The sequence below is a fragment of the Ligilactobacillus murinus DSM 20452 = NBRC 14221 genome, from assembly GCF_001591685.1.
GTDB classification, from domain to species: Bacteria; Bacillota; Bacilli; order Lactobacillales; family Lactobacillaceae; genus Ligilactobacillus; species Ligilactobacillus murinus.
The window spans coordinates 1-17801 of sequence record NZ_BCVJ01000044.1 but is presented as its reverse complement, the minus strand read 5'-3'; the positions used below and the strand labels follow the sequence as shown (position 1 = coordinate 17801).

Below are 17801 nucleotides of genomic sequence, written 5' to 3'. Positions count from 1 at the left end.
TAGCAAGAAACGTCAATAACTTTTTTAGATTTTTTTGAATATATTCAAAAATTTTTACCTGATCCTAAATCCTCTAGCACACTATCAAAAAACTATGACATAGTCTCTTGCTCACGGCTGGACCAGCGACTTGTAGATAACAAAACCGCTACGATGCGTATGTTCATCGTAGCGGTTTTACCATTATCTATTTAGGGCTTATACTCTTTTACCTAAACTATTTCAATTCAGGTGCATCTGTTTCGTATAGGTTTTCAGTTGAATTGCCATTATTTTGCTGCAAGACACTCGTTGGTTTATCCTTTTGTGCCTGTTTGAGCTGTTTTAGGCCTTCTGAATACTTATAGTTATATTTAGTCTTATCAGTCGCTTTAAAGCCTTCAGGCGTGTAGAAACGCAACAGATCACCTGTGATGATCTTATCAGAAAGCGATAACTCTTCATCAACGTATTCTGTCTGCGCTTTAACTTGCGCCTTTTGTTCGGCCGTTAAACTATTTGTAACATCTTCACCTTTGTCATTATAGATCGTACTTCCGATCTTGGTAAATGTAGGTGAAACAAAGTCACCATTTCTAAAGGCAACTGTCTGGTTTCGATCCTTAGCTAACAAGTCGTTCCCTAATTGGATCGTATCTGTATTCTTGATCCCCAAAAGATCTAATAAGGTCGGCATAACGTCGATCTCACCACCATAAGTGTGATCTATCCCACCTTTGATGCCATTAACATGGATCATAAATGGAACCTTTTGGAATTGTGCTAGATCATAACTATCTACGCTCTTCTTACCAAGTAATTGTGCGATCGCCTTTTTATGGTTATTTGAAATACCGTAATGGTCACCATAAACAACGATCATCGAATTATCATATAGACCTGCTTTTTTCAAATAACTGATAAATTCGCCAAAAGCATCGTCTAAATACTTAGCAGTTTGAACATATCCGTCAACAGTACTATCACCTGTTGTCGTCTTTTCAATCGTTTGATTTTGCTTATCAAGTTCGTATGGATAATGGTTTGTGACCGTGATCAATTTTGCATAGAAAGGTTGCGGTAACTGTTCGATGTACTTGACTGACTGTTGTAAAAATAGCTTATCTTTCAAACCATAGCCAATACTATAGTTGGATTTATTCTTGTAGTAGTCTTCACTAAAGAAATATTGATATCCCCAAGATTTATAGGTATTATCGCGATTCCAAAAACTACCAACATCTCCGTGAAATGCCGCCGTTGTATAACCTTGTTGGTCCATAATAGCTGGCATTGCTTGGAAGGTATTATTGGTACCATAAGATGTCATAACTGACCCTGATGGTAGACCAAAGAGTGATGTTTCTAACATCGTTTCAGCATCAGAAGTCTTCCCTTGTCCTACTTGGTGGTAGAAATTATCAAAGGAGATCGTGCTTTGATCGCTATAAAATTGATTGATATTTGGCGTTACTTCCTTACCATTAACTTTATAGTTGATCATAAATTGTTGGAAACTTTCCAAATGGAAAACAAAAACATTCTTACCTTTTGCTTTACCATAGTATTCTGGATTGACCGTTGTTTTGTTTTTTTCCAAAAACTTCAAGACCTGATCCATATCACTACTACTTGCACTAGCTCTTGTAGCACTTTCCTTATGCGTTTGGTAAGCGTTATAAGCAGCATAGAAGTTAATACCTAAATATTTAACAATATAGTTATTGTCAAATGTACGTGTCAGCAGTTGTGGGCGATTCTTTTCGGCTAAACCTAGATTAGCTGCAAACAAAACACATGATAACAGTGTGACCCCGATCGGATAGCGGAACTTTACAGGGCGTGTATCGATTTTGATGACCTTAAATACCAATAGTAATGTCAAAATGATCACATCTACAAAGACCCATAAGTCACTGAGATGCAAGATCTCGCCAATACTTAACGATAAATTATTTGAAACTGATCCCGAAGACTTAATGATCCCCATTGATAGGAAATCAGAAAACTCCCGATAGTACAAAATATTAGCAAAAAGCCATAATGAGGCGATCAAATCGACGATCATCATGATCCAATAGGACTTCTTACCTCTAAAATAAAGGGCGATCCCTAAAAGTAATAAACCTGTTGGGAGCGGATTTAACAAGAGCAAGAAGCGTTGCATGCTGTCATTGATCCCTAAGCTAAACTTATTAACATAAACAGCATACGTTTTAATCCAAAGTAATACCAGAGTTAAAATAAAAAACCCTGTGCGCGTATTCAGCCCATCATGGACTTTCTTTAGCACTGAACGCATCTAATTGCCTCCAATAATAAGTAGTATTTAATTGTCTATGCGTCAAATTATAGTTTAATATCCTATGAAAAAGATAGTTATTCCACAAGATTTAAAAATATTTTAAAATTAGTCGTTTAGCAAGTCGTAGATTTCCATCGCTGCTAGATCGATATCATCAAAATCGAACTTTTGATGTGTTGCTAGTTCTTCTAATTCAAAAGTTTGTGTTGCTGGATCGTAGGTTACAAATCCTCTTTCTTGTCCTTCACGCTCAAAGCGACGTGATTGAACTTCATTTGTGTCTGCTTTCATCATCGCATCTAGTCTTTCGATAATTGCCACAAGTTGTGAATTTTCCATAGATATAAATCTCCTCTTCATTTAAGTAGATCATGGACCTACTTTTGATATATCTTAGCAAATTATATACTAACACACCAAATATAATGAAACAATTCAAAAAAATTGAAGATTTTAAGATGATCTTCTCTTTAATCTTGTTTTGAATATTTATCTGGTTTGATCACCAAAGCTACCATACCACCAAACATCCCTAAATAGTAAGTAATGATCCGCCAAATTATCATCGCCAAGACCAGTTTACTTCCACTGTTAACAAAGGTCGAAAAAATCAGCGAAAAACTATATTCGGCCCCCCCAGCACCCCCTGGGATCGGAAATAGTGAGATCACCATCACGATCAAAACGTGAAGCGTCATTACTGTCAATAATTCAGCATGCTCGACTCGTAAAGCTAACAAAATAAAAAATGGGATGATGTAATAGAAAAATAGTTGGATCAAAGTGATCAAACTAACTTTGAACAATAAGCGGTAGTTCGCCTTTAACTGTAAACTCTCCCGATAAAAGTTATCGATCTTCTCATTGAGTAACTTATCGTATTTTTCATAACGTTCTGGAGCTAACAAGCGTTTAAAAGGGCGCAAGCATAGATTAGTCATCTTTTTAGTAAAGTCATACCAATACATTATCAATAACAAACCTAAGATCACTGCCAAATGGATCAAAAAACCAAAGATCAACAGCAATCCCATAACATGCAATTTATCGGCGATCAAATGAAATCCTAAAAATAAGCAAACGATGAAATTTAAAACGATCATCGATTGATATACCACAAATTTCATCAATAAGATCGAAGTCGCCCGGCCAGCATCTACCCCGGATTGCAATAAGGCAAATAGCTGTGCTGGTTGCCCACCTGAAGCAAACGGGGTGATCCCATTGAATAAAGCTTCGATCAAGGGGATCCGCAATGAATCCTTAAAAGAATAAGTTGGAAACTGTCTTTTTAGTAATTCCTTGACCACAAAGCCCTCGCAAACGATCGACAATGCCATACATAAGACAGCCACTGCGATCCACCACCAATTAAGATGCATGATATCACCGACCAAGTCATGATATGAGATCCCTTGAACAGAATAAAAAAAGATCCCGACTCCGATCAATATCATTAGCAAGAGGGCTAATTTATTTTTCTTTGACATCACACTTTCCCCGCTTGTTTTTTATAGTAGTCCAACCAGATCAAGGCCAAGCGATCTTCTGAATAAAACTTTGCTGCTGCTTTAGCCCGCTCACGTAATTTGGCTAATACAGCTGGGTCTTTAGCTAACTCTTTGAGCTTTTTTTCCATCTCATCTATATCAGCACAACCAGCATAATAACCCGCGATAACGCCTTCGTAAAGTTCAAGTTCACGTAAAACAACGGGCGTCTCACAACTAAACGCTTCAAGCACACTCATCGGAAAAAGCTCATTATATGATGGTAACAAGAAAACATCAGCTAAGTTGTAGTACTCACACATCTCAGTCCGTTCAACGATCCCAGGGAAATGTAAATTTTCAGGTGGATCATCAACGACCTTTTTTAACTCGGCATAGCCGTCAGTGATCATCCCAAATGAAAAGCCTCCGACCCAAACGAATTCGAATTCAGGATTGCGCTTAGCTAACTCGATAAAATCAAAGACACCTTTTCTTTCCTGGATCTGTCCCACACCAACGATCAAAAATTTATCGGTAGGCAACTTTTTTTTCACCCGTAACTGCTTTTTTTCCTCACTAGCGATTGGATAAAATTCCTTTTTAGATACAAAATTAGGAATATAAGTTATCTTTTCACGAGCGATCCCATAAGCTTCTAGTTTTGGAATAAAAGTCGGATTAACAACGACCAAGGCATCCATCCGCTTATAAAACGCGATCACATATCGATACAATACTTTACGTGCGATCCACGGTAACTTAAGACTTCCTTCCAGTGTTTCTGGTAAAAAGTGGACGTAACCCACTTTTTTTCCTCGACGTTTGGAAAAAGTCGAAAAGAAAAACTTTAAGTCGATCGTATGATAGTGACTGATATCAGCTGGGCTAAACTCATTGATCGTGATCGCCAACTGCTCAGGATAGTATTTTTCTAGCAACTTTATCAGTTCGGTGTATGCACTGCCCACCCCTTGGCCTTTGACCTTGGTTGCCGACGAATACATGTGAACATTTAACATCAGAAAACTCCTTTTAGCTGTGTTCTTTTGAGTAAGTGGTTTGACTCAACTCTAGATAGTGTTCCTTACTGCGTTCATAAAATTGTAAGATCTTTTCACCAAACTCATCAGCTGAGATCTCTTTTAACTTTTGTTGTAGCGGCTTAGGATCTTGATATTTGGCTGGTTTCGTCAAATATTCAACTACTAACTCAACAAATTCTTCTAAAGTCTCAAAATTTGCCCCGATCGCCCGATCACTTAAAAGTTCAGCCGTATATGGGCTTTTCGAGGAAACTACTTTAGTCCCTGCTGCCAATGCTTCAATATAGGTTAAGCCTTGTGACTCTGAGATCGACGTTGAAACAAAGAGATCAGCTGCATGATAAAATTCACTCACTTGAGTATTGTCAACTTCACCTGTAAAGATGATATCTTCGGTCAATCCGAGTTCTTTTACTTGCTCTTGCAATGACTCTTTAGCTGGACCATCCCCTACGATCAACAATTTGACCCCTGGAACTTTGGTTTTGATCGCCGGAAAACTAGCCACCATGCGATCGATATCTTTTTCAAAAGCCAAGCGACTCAATGTTAATAATAACGGCGCATTCTCAGCTATTCCATAGTGTTTTCGAACGTTATTTTCACTAACGACTTTAAATCGTGTCAAATCAACCCCCGTCGGAATAACAGTGATCGGTTCTTTGACCCCATACCGAGTCAAAGTCTCTAAAACACGGGTACTTGGCGCCACGACCCCACTCATTTTTTCGCAAAATGAACAAGTCATCAAACGTACATGGGAGGGTTTCAATAATTTTCCTTTGGCCACATAATGTAAATAATCTTCATACATCGTATGGTAAGTATGAACACACGGGATCTTTAGCGCTTTAGCTACAAACTTCCCGATCAAACCCATTGAAAATTCGGTTTGCGTATGAACAATATCTAGATTTAATTCTTTAGCTACTTGATAAGACTGAAATAGCCCCCTAACAGCGATGCGTCTATCGGTAAAAGAAATAAACGGAATGCTAGCAAAGCGAAACACATTGCGCTCATAGACATTTTTCTCGACATCAGGATCGGTAGTCGTAAAAATATAGACCGTATGTCCTTTTTGTTCTAATTGTGAACGCAAAGTATCGATCGATGTCGCAACCCCGCTAACTTGCGGAAAATACGTATCTGTAAATATGCCGATATTCACAAGCACCTTTCCTCCTCAACTTTTTATCAGTTTTAATTATATGGTTTTAACTATTCCTTTGCAATGCTCTCACTGATACGAAGAGCAAAAAAATACCATTCTTAATATTTTAACATTTTCCAACTGATTTTAGACAAAAAGAGACCAGAAATCTCTTTCCGGTCTCTTTTTAAGATAAGTTGATCGAATGTTACTTCGTATATTCAGCTACTAAAGCTTCAACTTCTTCAGTTGTTTCGCAATCTTCAACTGCTTTTTGAGCTAATTCTTGCATCTTAACTGAATCAAGTTTCTTCAACAAGCTACGTGTCTTCAAGATCGAAGTTGCACTCATTGAGAATTCATCTAGACCTAAACCAAGCAACAATGGCACAGCAACTTGATCGCCAGCCATTTCACCACACATACCAGTCCACTTGCCTTCTTTATGTGAAGCATCGATGATGTTCTTGATCAAACGCAAGATAGATGGGTTATATGGTTGGTAAAGGTAAGATACACGTTCGTTACCACGATCAGCTGCCATAGAGTATTGGATCAAGTCATTGGTTCCGATACTAAAGAAATCAGCATACTTAGCTAACTTATCTGCGATCATTGCAGCAGCAGGGATCTCCATCATCATTCCGACTTCAATATCGTCAGAAACAGGGATACCTTCTTTAACTAACTTAGCTTTTTCTTCTTCAAAGATCGCCTTAGCATCTTTGAATTCCTTGACAGTAGCGATCATTGGGAACATGATAGCCAAGCGTCCATAGTGGGAAGCACGTAACAATGCACGCAATTGAGTACGGAAGATATCTTGACGATCTAATGAGATGCGGATCGCACGGTAACCCAAGAATGGATTTTCTTCTTCTGGTAGTGGTAGATAAGGTAGATCCTTATCCCCACCAATATCCATTGTACGTACGACAACTTGTTTGCCATCCATACCTTCAACTGCTTCTTTGTAAGCTTTGAATTGTTCTTCTTCTGTTGGAAGCTCACTTGCATCCATGTATAAGAATTCAGAACGGAACAAGCCAACAGCTTCGGCCCCATTATCAACAGCACCCGTAACATCTTTAGGGGTACCGATATTAGCCCCTAAGATAACTTGTTTGCCGTCTTTTGAGACAGATTTAGCATCTTTTAATTGTTGCCATTCAGCTTTTTGAGCCTTGAAATCAGCAGCTTTTTGTTCATATTCAGCTAATTGATCAGCCGTTGGATCAATAACTGCATCCCCAGCAATACCATCGATAATGACCATATCGCCTTCTTTGATCTCAGTTGTTGCTGAGCCAGAGCCTACGACTGCAGGGATCTCAAGGGTTCTTGACATGATAGCAGAGTGCGATGTCCGGCCACCGATATCAGTGATAAAGCCCTTAACAAAATTGCGGTCTAATTGCGCTGTATCAGATGGTGTCAAGTCATGTGCTACGATCACAACTTCTTCGTCGATCAAAGCTGGGTTAGGTAAAGTTACACCTAACAAATGACTCATGACACGCTTAGTTACGTCGCGAATATCGCCTGCACGTTCTTGCATGTAAGCATTGTCTGTCATGCCTTCAAACATGGAAATAAACATGTCTGTTACGCTCTTCAACGCAGCTTCGGCATTAACTTTTTCATTTTTGATCTGATTTTCGATTTGACCAATCATTTCAGGGTCAGCCAAGATCGTTAAGTGCGCCTCAAAAACTTCAGCTTCTTCAGCCCCTAAGTTTTGGGCAGCTTTTTGCTTGATAGCTTCAAGCTCACTCTTGGAGGCTGCTACAGCATCATCTAAACGCTTGATCTCAGCTTCTGGATCAGAAATACTGGTTTCAGAAAATGAAAGGTCAGGTTGCACAAGCATATAGGCTTTTGCGGCTGCAATTCCGTCACTAGCTGCGATACCCTTCAACATTTTCGTCATTATTCAGCAAGTCCTTCCTTTGTCATTGTTTCTGCGATAGCTGCGATAGCTTCTGCTTCATCAGCACCATCAGCAGAGATCACAACATCAGCGTTTTGACCTACACCTAATGACATAACACCCATGATAGATTTCAAGTTTACTGATTTACCTTGATATTCTAATGTAATATCTGAGTTAAATTTGCTTGCTGCTTGCACCAAAAGTGTAGCTGGGCGTGCGTGAATACCTGTTTCTGCGATTACGTGAAATTCTTTCTTTTCCATTGTGGATCATGCTCCTTTAAATATAAATAAGATTTGTGCAACAATTAGTAAACAAATTGATTACAACTACAAAAGAATTCGTTTACATTAGCGATTACACTAAGTGTTACACCTACTATAAAAAATAATACCATGAATTATTTATCAAGACAAGGTATCACTCTTAAACATTTTGATAATATATCAAAAAAATTTATTTATCATTTTTATGATAATGATAGATAACTCCGCCACCACGTTTAGCTGTACCGACCACATTTTTCCGATAATTATAATTTAGTAAAATCTTTTGAAAATTCATAAATTCAGCTGTTTCGATCTCAAATTCTGTTATCTCACCTGCATGCAAGCGATCTAATAATGCTTGATAATCCTTTTCCATCCTGCTACCCCCTTTCACACATTTTTAAATTATACCATCTCCAATTTTTTTTGCTTGCACTTAAGATAAAAATTTGTATAATAAAGCTACAAAGGTCAAAGTTGGTCAAACCAATTTTGACATTAAATTTAACCGGAAAGGTCGTGAATAGCTATGTTATGCCAAAATTGTCAGCAAAACCAAGCTACGCTACATTTAACAACAAACATCAACGGTCGCCAAACTTCGATCGACCTTTGCCCTAACTGCTATCGAGCTTTGAAAAATCAAAGTCAACTACCACCTTCCTTGGATGGTATCTTCCAAGATCCCTTTGGTAGTGATCCATTCGCTGATTTCTTTAAAGAGATCAAACGCCAAAGCCAACAGCGTCCCACACCAGCGCAAGATCCCCAAACAAAAGGCGGAGATAATGGTGATAACGAAGGAATTTTAGATAAATATGGGCTTGATCTCACCGCCCAAGCAAAAGCGGGCCAGATCGACCCAGTTATCGGGCGGGACCGCGAGATAAAACGTGTAACTGAGATCTTGAATCGGCGCACTAAGAACAATCCTGTCCTTACTGGTGAAGCCGGCGTCGGGAAAACAGCAGTTGTCGAAGGTCTTGCGCAAAAAATCGTTGACGGCGATGTTCCACAAAAACTATTAAATAAAAAAGTTATCCGCCTAGACGTTGTTTCCTTAGTCCAAGGGACCGGGATCCGTGGTCAATTTGAGCAACGCATGCAGGAATTAATGGATGAGTTGAAACAAAAACAAGATATCATCCTCTTTATCGATGAGATCCATGAGATCGTTGGGGCTGGAAACGCTGAGGGAGGCATGGATGCCGGCAACGTTTTAAAACCAGCTCTAGCTCGCGGTGAGTTCCAACTTGTCGGAGCTACTACTTTAAACGAATTTCGTACGATCGAAAAAGATGCTGCCTTAGCGCGGCGTTTACAACCCGTCCAAGTTGAAGAACCTTCTAAAGAAGAGACTTTAGCGATATTACACGGCCTACGTGCTAAATATGAAAGCTACCATCAAGTCGCCTATACCGATGAAGCTCTTGAAAGTGCGATCCAACTTTCGACTCGCTACATTCAGGACCGCTATTTGCCAGATAAAGCGATCGATCTCTTAGATGAAGCCGGCTCGCGTAAAAATTTAGCTTTACAAGCTTTTGACCCAAGCGAAGTCAAAGCTAAGATAGCTCAGGCTCAGACAAATAAAAAAGCTGCTTTAGACCAAGAAGATTATGAAAAAGCCGCCTTTTATCGCGATCAAGTCGCTAAACTAGAAGAATATTTAACAGCTAAACCTCAAGTCAAAAGCGAAGTTACCGCCCAAGACATGGAAAAGATCGTCGAAGAAATGACTTCTATTCCTGTCGGTGAACTCAAACAAAAAGAACAAGCACAATTACAAACTCTAGCCCAAACACTCAAGCAAAACGTTATCGGCCAAGACCGTGCCGTTGATAAAGTTGCCCGCTCGATCCGGCGCAATCGGATCGGCTTTAACAAATCAGGCCGGCCGATCGGTTCATTTCTTTTTGTCGGTCCTACAGGGGTCGGGAAAACGGAAGCAGCTAAACAACTTGCTTTAGAACTATTTGGAACGACCGAGGCCATGATCCGCTTTGATATGAGCGAATACATGGAAAAATTCTCTGTCTCTAAATTGATCGGTTCGCCTCCGGGTTACGTTGGATATGAAGAAGCGGGCCAGTTGACCGAACAAGTTCGGCGACATCCATATAGCTTGATCTTATTAGACGAGATCGAAAAAGCTCATCCCGATGTCATGCATATGTTCTTGCAGATCTTAGATGATGGGCGCTTGACTGATTCACAAGGTAAGACTGTCAGCTTTAAAGATACGATCATCATCATGACAAGTAACGCCGGTTCAGGTGATCCGATCGTCAACGTTGGCTTTGGCACGACCAAGAGCACCCCTAATTCTGTGGTCGATAAATTGACTAAATACTTCAAGCCAGAATTTTTGAACCGTTTTGATGATATTATCGAGTTCAATGCTTTGACTAAAGAAAATCTTGACCAGATCGTTTGGTTGATGCTCGAAAAAGTCGACCAAACGCTACAAGAAAACGGAATGTCACTTAAAGTTTCAACTAAGGCCCGCCAAAAACTAGTCGAATTAGGCTATGATCCTAAGATGGGGGCGCGTCCACTACGCCGGACGATCCAAGACCAGATCGAAGACAAAGTAACTGACTTTTACCTTGATCATCCCCAAGTTAAAAACTTTTACGCTGATCTAAGTGACGATACGATCGTGATCAGTGAAGCAAACGTTATTGAATAATTCAACAAACTGGGAGTTTTTTTACCAACTTCCCAGTTTTTTATTTTCAACATTTCTAGCAGATAGTTTATAATAGTTATATAGAATTGGTAATTTGAAGCATGCTTTTTACTTCAAAATTTTACGATATTTAGCAAGGGAGGAAATCAACATGCAATTGATCGATGTTACCAATAGTTACTCACGTATGATCCACCATGAATTAGTTAAATCACCAGTTCATTTCATCAAAGTATATACCCTAGGGAATTCAAAAGTCGTCTATAAGAAAAAACATGCTTTTTCTGAGATCGTGATCTCAAACAAAATTCGTCGGATCACTCCTAAAGAAATTGAATTTGTCAAAACTAAGCTTTTAAAAGACCGTGCCGATGCTGCGACTGTTACTGCTCAAGGAAACTTAGTGGAAATAAATTTGGAGAACTAAGACCTAGAAACCTCGTAAGCTATCTTACGGGGTTTTTTATTATTAAGTACTAAAAAATTTAAGTTATCTAGTAATAATTTTGTGCAATCATTTTAGAGATACGTTATAATTGACGTGACACCGATACGAGGGAGGCGAGTTCAAGTTGGCACCGAAAAGACAAAAAAAGACAAAACATCCAAAGAATGAAAAACACCGGTCGCGCTTTGCTAAGCGTTCTAAAATCGAAATAGCTCCAGTCAAAGAAGCACTACTCGAAGAACAACCAGAGATCGAGATCGAAAAAACTGCGCCAGCTCAGCAACCTATCGCCCCGGCGCCACCACTAAAAAAAGAAGCAGAGATCGTATTAGACCAAAAACAAGCGGTCACGACTAAAAAAGAGATCAAGAAAAAGGCCACTACCCAGGATTCGACTGTCATCTTGCTCTTCCAAGATGAAGATAAGAAATTCTTAGCTTCACCGCAGATCATCTCAGGTAAGCGCCACGAACCGATCAAATTCAGATTCAAAGATTTTGACGGTTATAATTTGATCCGGGTCGATGGCTTTACGAGTGATTTTGTCTTACCTTACGCTGCGATCACTTTTACCTATCGCAAAAAAGATGCTGGTAATATTTGGATCTTTTGTCAAGATATCGATGATCGTCGCTTTTTGCAAAAACCAACTTTTATTAAAGGAAAAGTCGGGGATGAGTTTTCCCTTTCATCACCTGCGATCCGCAACTACACTCTCTTACGGGCTCGTGGTTTGACGCATGGGATCTTTACTTACGATCAACAAGCTGTGACCTATTTTTATCGTCGGGACAGTTGGAAAGATGTTGATTATACCCCACATTATCTAAAATTCAAGCAGTCTCTACCTTGTTTAGATGCTCCTGAAGGACAAGTTACCGATGTGATCTTAGCTAAAGATACTATTTGGCAAACTTTTGAAACGATCACCACTGATAACGATCAACGTTGGTATTGCTTAGGCGGTAGCATTTGGATCAAATATGATGCCGAATTGATGACAATGTTGGATAAAAAACCAGCTGTGATCAGTGAGCAGGATACCCTTGAGATCGATCTACCACACTCGATCGACCTTCGCCATAATGCAATGATCGACTTTATCCCCGATGGTGAACTTGTCTTATACGATAAGCCGTTTGGGCAAAAAGTCGGACTGATCAAAAATGGACAGATCGTAACTTTGACAGGACGGATCAAAGTTGACGGGATGCTTTGGTTTGAGGTCAATGGACTTGGTTGGACGATCCGCGAATACCTAAACTTGGACCCGTGATCATATATACTAAAAAGCTCAGAACTGACAGTTGAGACATAGCTCTCTTAACTGTCAGTTCTGAGCTTTTGTTATTAACTAGCGCCTATCGATCACAGTTTTGCCGTTAATTTTACATCAGGATATTTATCTTTGAACCATCTTTCTGAAAATTCATTTTCAAACAGAAATAGTGGTGCACCTTGCCGATCTTTAACAAGTAAGTTTCTTGAACTCGACATCTTTTCATCTAATTGTTCTGGATCGATCCAACGCGCGATCTTATTGCCCATTGGTGTCATAACCACTTCAGAATTGTATTCATTTGCCATTCTAAATTGGAAAACTTCAAACTGCAATTGACCAACTGCACCTAAAATATAGTCACCGGTACTATAACTTTGATAAAGCTGAACTGCCCCTTCTTGCACTAATTGTTGGATCCCTTTGTGGAATGACTTTTGCTTCATCACGTTCTTAGCCGTAACACGTGCAAATAATTCTGGCGTAAATTGTGGTAATTTTTCAAATTCGATCGCTTTTTTACCCGTGTAGATCGTATCCCCGATCTGGAAATTCCCCGTGTCATACAATCCAATAATATCGCCAGCAACAGCAGTTTCAACTGTTTCACGTGTATCAGCCATAAATTGAGTCGAATTAGAAAGGCGGATCTTTTTACCTGTTCGGTTCAAAAAGACATCCATTCCACGGTCAAATTCACCCGAACAGATCCGGACAAAGGCGATCCGGTCACGATGGTTAGGGTTCATATTAGCTTGGATCTTAAAAATAAAGCCTGAGAAAGTTGGATCAGCCGGTTTTATCTCACCACCAGCTTGCGTCTTATGGGCTGTTGGGGCTGGTGCAAACTGGAGATAGGCATCTAAAAATGTTTTGACCCCAAAGTTCGTCAAAGCCGAGCCAAAGAAGACCGGTGTCAATTGACCATTTGCGATCTTTTCTTCGTCAAATTCATTGCCTGCATCCTTGACCAATTCAACTTCTTCTAAAACTTGTTGATAGATACTATCTTCTTTTAACGGATCATCACCCTTGATCTCGCCATTTTCATCGAGTTCGAGGAATTTTTGACCATCAGCTTCCGAGCGGTAAAGTTCGATCCGATCATTATAGATATCATAGATCCCCTTGAGACCTTTTCCCATCCCGATCGGCCAATTCATCGCATAGGCATCGATCCCCAAAACTTCTTCAAGTTCGGCTGTCAATTCCAAAGGCTCACGGCCATCACGGTCTAATTTATTGATAAATGTAAAGATCGGGATCCCACGCATTTTACAAATTTGGAAAAGTTTTTTAGTTTGCGGCTCGATCCCTTTAGCTGAGTCGATCACCATCACCGCTGAATCGACTGCCATCAATGTACGATACGTATCTTCGGAAAAGTCTTCGTGCCCAGGGGTATCAAGGATGTTAACGCGCTTGCCGGCATAGTCAAATTGCATGACCGAACTCGTAACTGAGATCCCACGTTTCTTTTCGATCTCCATCCAGTCAGATTTAGCAAAATTACCACTTTTTTTGGCTTTAACTGTCCCAGCTTGGCGAACGACGCCCCCAAATAAAAGCAATTGTTCTGTGATCGTTGTCTTACCCGCGTCAGGGTGAGAAATGATCGCAAAGGTCCGTCTTTTTTCAACGGCTTGTTTTAATTCATCTGTTTTCATACTTACCTCACAATTAAATTTTATATCAGCTTTTGGCTAACTTCTCTAAATGTCACATATTATCTTACTTTAAAAAAAGGTCGGTTTCAACACTTAGTTAAGACCGACCTTTACTATATAATCAATTTTTTTGATCTTCTTTTGGATCCAATGCTCTAAGTTTACGCCAACCTGAAAGTTCAGGTGGGATCACTGCTAAAACTTTAGTGATCCGAGCATCATCAACGATCTCAACTGTTTTCAACACTAGACCATCGTCTTTTGTAACAGTCAACACTTCATCGTCGTCCGGGATCTTACCTGTTTTAGCAATAATATAACCAGCAACGGTATCGATATCATCCATTTCAAGCTTAGTCCCAAATTCATCATTAAATTCTGTCAAAGTCATTTTCCCTTGAACGATAAATTCATTTTCAGCTACTTGCTCGATCAATTTAGCTGGCTCATCAGATTCATCTTCGATCTCACCGACGATCTCTTCTAAAATATCTTCCAAAGTCGTCAAACCTACGACCCCACCATATTCGTCTAATAGGATAGCCATTTGGTTTTGTGTTTTTTGCATCTGCAAGAGTAGCTCATCGACTGGCATCGTTTCAGGGACAAAAAACGCTGGATGCATCACCTGCCGGATCGTCAGACGTTCAAAACCATAACGACGTGCACGCTTCAAAATATTTTTGATATGCACGATCCCGACGATATTATCTTTATCTTCATGATAGACTGGTATCCGCGAATAGTCCATTTCTAAAATACTGTCGATATTACGATCATTATCATTTGTAATATCGATCATAAATGCGTCGATCCGTGGTACCATAACTTCTCGTGCCGTCTTGTCGTGCAAAGATAAGACCCCATTTATCATCTCAAAATCAGCTGTATCCAATTCACTTTCTTTACGTTGTCGTTGAATATTTTCCACGATCGTTTCAAAAGACATCTCCGTTGGTCCAGCGATCTGGCCTTTTTGCTGAACTAACGTGACTACCTTAGTAAGTGGCCATAAGATCACATTTTCAAGTTTGAGTAACCACCCTAACTTTTGGCACAATAAACCACTATTTTCGACCGTCACTTTGCTAGCTAAGCCAAATTCTGATCCGACCAAGACCACGACTAAGACGATCAAGGCCATAAGCTTCCAAGTACCATTGATGATCTGTGTGATACTAGCCATGGCTAAGAAACCAAATGCGATTTTGCTAAAATAGGCTGCGATCCAACTATTAGCCCGATAATTTAGACTTTCTTTTTGCGCCTCCGTACTTTGACGTAATGCCTGCTCCCCAATTACATTTAAGCTAAATAAAACGACTGCGATCAATGCGCTCATTGCCCATACCAGGGGCTGTCCAGGATCTGATCCCATACATAAATCACCTTTTCTTAATTAATTTTATTTTGGTACATAAAGTGTTTCACCAGCTGTTAGATCGACACTTGAACCTAAATTATTCAACTCTTGAATTTTTTCGACTGTAGTTGCGTATTTTGCAGCTAATGACTCAAGCGTATCGCCATCAGCCACATTGATCGTTTGCGCATCAGCTTGAGCCGAAGACAAACTAGCGGCACTTTCGCTACTTGCTTTAGCGGCGCTCTCACTACTTGCCTTAGCTGCACTTTCTGAGCTAGCTGCAGCTTGTTTACTTGCCTCTTCTTGTTTACGTTGACTTTCCTCTGCCGCTTTTTGAGCACTCTCACTGGCGGCTTTTTGACTGGCTTCTTTAGCGCTTAACGCTTTAGTTTTACTTTGACTTAAAGAAGAAGCCTTTTTTTGTGAGTTGACCTTAGCGATACTTGCTGAATTTTCCTTAGCTTTCGTTGCATTAGAAGCTTGGGTCTTTTGATACCAAAAACTACCCAAAAAAACAAGTACTATTAACGCTAATAGCGCAAAGATCACTTTAGAATCGACACGTTTAGCTGGCTTATTTGTCTGTGTAGCCTTTTCGCGTTGCACTGGATCATTACCGCGTTCAACAAAAAATTCTTTACGCATCCGTGGTTCATCTTTACGGGTATAACCATGCTTAAATTGTTCACTCTTGAACACTTCATAAACCTTATCGATGTCAAAATTGATCTGTTCAGCTTGCTTTTCTGCTAAATAGTCATTTTTTTCAGGTAAAGTCAAATTAGCGATCCATTCACAAGCATATTCATACTGTCTGACCACTTCTGTTGTGACCCCAAAATCTTGTAAAACACCAAATTGTAGCAGAGCCGTACGTTCACAGAGCGTCTCGATGATAACTGGACGCACTTCAGAAACGATAAAAGTAACGCCTGCATCCTTTAACTGTTGGATCTTTTGAACGGCTTTAAAGTAAAAGTTTCGGTCAACAGGTGATAAAACTTCATCTAAAATGACTAATTCTGGATCGATGAACAATACGATACTTAAAGCTAACCGCGCATACATCCCCGTTGAATACTCTTTAACTGGACGATACAATAATTCACCGATCTCAGAAAAATTGATGATCCCGTTCGTATAATGGTTACCCTTGAATTCATCGATGTCAGCTTGTGCGATCGCTTGGCGAATATTTTCAAGTCCGGTCTTTTCTGGATCTAAACTCGTACACGAAGCATAAGATCTTTTGGTCTTAGTCGTGATAAAGCCCGTTGTTTGTCTGTCTTTTTGTCCTAAGATCTTCATCAAGGCTGCTTTGCCTGAGCCGTTATCACCGATCACCCCGACTGCTTCACCGTCATTTACAGCCAGATCGATCCCGCGTAATTCCCAAAAGTTTTTCGTATCGTGTTTTTCTTTTTTATCTAAGAGCAACGGCACGCTCTTAGTAATATATTTGATTTCTATTTTTGCCATACTCTCTCACCAATTACCTTATCAAATTAAGCTAGTTTCAATAGTACAAAATTGCCTTCCTAGCGTCAACTAGAAAGCTGATCGAATCCAAAATTTGCACTAAAACATGTGTTTCTACTATAATATTAAGGTTAGTTGCTATTTTACGCAACTCTGATCTAAAACTAATGTAGACGGTAGTAAACAAACTTAGGAAAGGAAAAGCTATATTTGACTAGATCCGATATAGTAGCTTTGCCAACTTGAAAAAACTCTATCGTAAATATCAAAACTTCTTTGCTTATACTTTCTTTGGGACCTTAGCTAGTGCTATCAATGTTATCTTATTCCATATTTTGGAAAAAGATCTTGGTTTTAACTACTTGATAGCTAACTGCTTAGCTTATATCGTTGCGATCATTTTTACTTTCGTGACCAATAAACAATGGGTCTTTGCTTCTAAAAATACGCCCTTTAAACAGACCCTCCAAGAATTTGCTTCATTTTGTAATGTTCGGTTCTTCTCGTTTATCTTGGATATTGGGCTGATGTTTACCGGTGTGCAACTCTTAGCCCTCTATAAAGATCTCGCCAAAATACTCGATCAACTCATCTGTGGTATCTTGAATTACTTCTTTAGTAAGTGGTTCATCTTCAAAACGACCGCTAAGATCTTGCCCAAAGAAACTAGTGAAGAATAACTAAGCTATACTAAA

At 39.6% G+C, this 17801-nt stretch carries 15 protein-coding genes; 4 read left to right on the top strand and 11 right to left on the bottom strand.

Features of this window, described 5'->3' with window-relative positions; translation table 11 throughout:
• Window positions 1-217: 217 nt before the first annotated feature.
• From LMU01S_RS08050 to ykzS, 8 genes are all read right to left on the bottom strand, one after another.
• Entirely contained in the window at window positions 218-2281 is a 2064-nt protein-coding gene (locus LMU01S_RS08050; protein WP_056959086.1) for an LTA synthase family protein, read from the bottom strand.
• Window positions 2282-2389: 108 nt separating this feature from the next.
• Window positions 2390-2623, bottom strand: coding sequence for a YkuJ family protein (locus LMU01S_RS08045; RefSeq protein ID WP_004051512.1), 234 nt, complete (start codon window positions 2621-2623; stop codon window positions 2390-2392).
• Window positions 2624-2754: 131 nt separating this feature from the next.
• Window positions 2755-3774, bottom strand: coding sequence for a lysylphosphatidylglycerol synthase transmembrane domain-containing protein (locus LMU01S_RS08040; protein ID WP_056959087.1), 1020 nt, complete (start codon window positions 3772-3774; stop codon window positions 2755-2757).
• Window positions 3774-4796, bottom strand: coding sequence for a glycosyltransferase family 4 protein (locus tag LMU01S_RS08035; protein ID WP_056959088.1), 1023 nt, complete (start codon window positions 4794-4796; stop codon window positions 3774-3776). The genes LMU01S_RS08040 and LMU01S_RS08035 overlap by 1 nt, the downstream gene beginning before the upstream one ends.
• A 13-nt stretch (window positions 4797-4809) precedes the next feature.
• On the bottom strand, window positions 4810-5991 hold the full coding sequence (locus tag LMU01S_RS08030; RefSeq protein ID WP_056959089.1) for a glycosyltransferase family 4 protein: 1182 nt from the start codon (window positions 5989-5991) through the stop codon (window positions 4810-4812).
• Window positions 5992-6181: 190 nt separating this feature from the next.
• The gene (gene ptsP, locus LMU01S_RS08025; protein ID WP_056959090.1) at window positions 6182-7903 is read right to left on the bottom strand and encodes a phosphoenolpyruvate--protein phosphotransferase; all 1722 of its coding nucleotides are present in this window, start codon (window positions 7901-7903) and stop codon (window positions 6182-6184) included.
• The gene (locus LMU01S_RS08020; RefSeq protein ID WP_004051507.1) at window positions 7903-8169 is read right to left on the bottom strand and encodes a phosphocarrier protein HPr; all 267 of its coding nucleotides are present in this window, start codon (window positions 8167-8169) and stop codon (window positions 7903-7905) included. The genes ptsP and LMU01S_RS08020 overlap by 1 nt, the downstream gene beginning before the upstream one ends.
• A 193-nt stretch (window positions 8170-8362) precedes the next feature.
• Complete coding sequence (gene ykzS / locus LMU01S_RS08015) at window positions 8363-8551, bottom strand: protein YkzS (RefSeq protein WP_056959091.1); 189 nt, start codon at window positions 8549-8551, stop codon at window positions 8363-8365.
• 153 nt (window positions 8552-8704) lie between these two features.
• Here ykzS and LMU01S_RS08010 point away from each other — a divergent pair, with 153 nt between their 5' ends.
• The 3 genes from LMU01S_RS08010 (at window position 8705) to LMU01S_RS08000 (ending at window position 12591) form a co-directional block, all read left to right on the top strand.
• Complete coding sequence (locus tag LMU01S_RS08010; RefSeq protein ID WP_056959092.1) at window positions 8705-10867, top strand: ATP-dependent Clp protease ATP-binding subunit; 2163 nt, start codon at window positions 8705-8707, stop codon at window positions 10865-10867.
• 151 nt (window positions 10868-11018) lie between these two features.
• Entirely contained in the window at window positions 11019-11294 is a 276-nt protein-coding gene (locus tag LMU01S_RS08005; protein ID WP_056959093.1) for a DUF1827 family protein, read from the top strand.
• 145 nt (window positions 11295-11439) lie between these two features.
• Window positions 11440-12591 carry a MucBP domain-containing protein gene (locus LMU01S_RS08000; RefSeq protein WP_056959094.1) on the top strand — a complete coding sequence of 384 codons (1152 nt, stop codon included), beginning with the start codon at window positions 11440-11442 and terminating at the stop codon, window positions 12589-12591.
• Window positions 12592-12683: 92 nt separating this feature from the next.
• Here LMU01S_RS08000 and LMU01S_RS07995 read toward each other — a convergent pair whose 3' ends face one another.
• The 3 genes from LMU01S_RS07995 to LMU01S_RS07985 all read right to left on the bottom strand — a co-directional run bounded on the left by LMU01S_RS07995 (window position 12684) and on the right by LMU01S_RS07985 (window position 17106).
• Window positions 12684-14261: a peptide chain release factor 3 gene (locus tag LMU01S_RS07995; RefSeq protein WP_056959095.1), complete on the bottom strand. Its 1578-nt coding sequence runs from the start codon at window positions 14259-14261 to the stop codon at window positions 12684-12686.
• 121 nt (window positions 14262-14382) lie between these two features.
• On the bottom strand, window positions 14383-15639 hold the full coding sequence (locus tag LMU01S_RS07990) for a hemolysin family protein (RefSeq protein ID WP_056959096.1): 1257 nt from the start codon (window positions 15637-15639) through the stop codon (window positions 14383-14385).
• A gap of 27 nt (window positions 15640-15666) precedes the next feature.
• Window positions 15667-17106: an ATP-binding cassette domain-containing protein gene (locus tag LMU01S_RS07985; RefSeq protein WP_056959097.1), complete on the bottom strand. Its 1440-nt coding sequence runs from the start codon at window positions 17104-17106 to the stop codon at window positions 15667-15669.
• Window positions 17107-17348: 242 nt separating this feature from the next.
• On the opposite strand from LMU01S_RS07985, the gene LMU01S_RS07980 reads away from it, so the two are divergent.
• Window positions 17349-17786, top strand: coding sequence for a GtrA family protein (locus LMU01S_RS07980; RefSeq protein WP_056959098.1), 438 nt, complete (start codon window positions 17349-17351; stop codon window positions 17784-17786).
• Window positions 17787-17801: the final 15 nt, after the last annotated feature.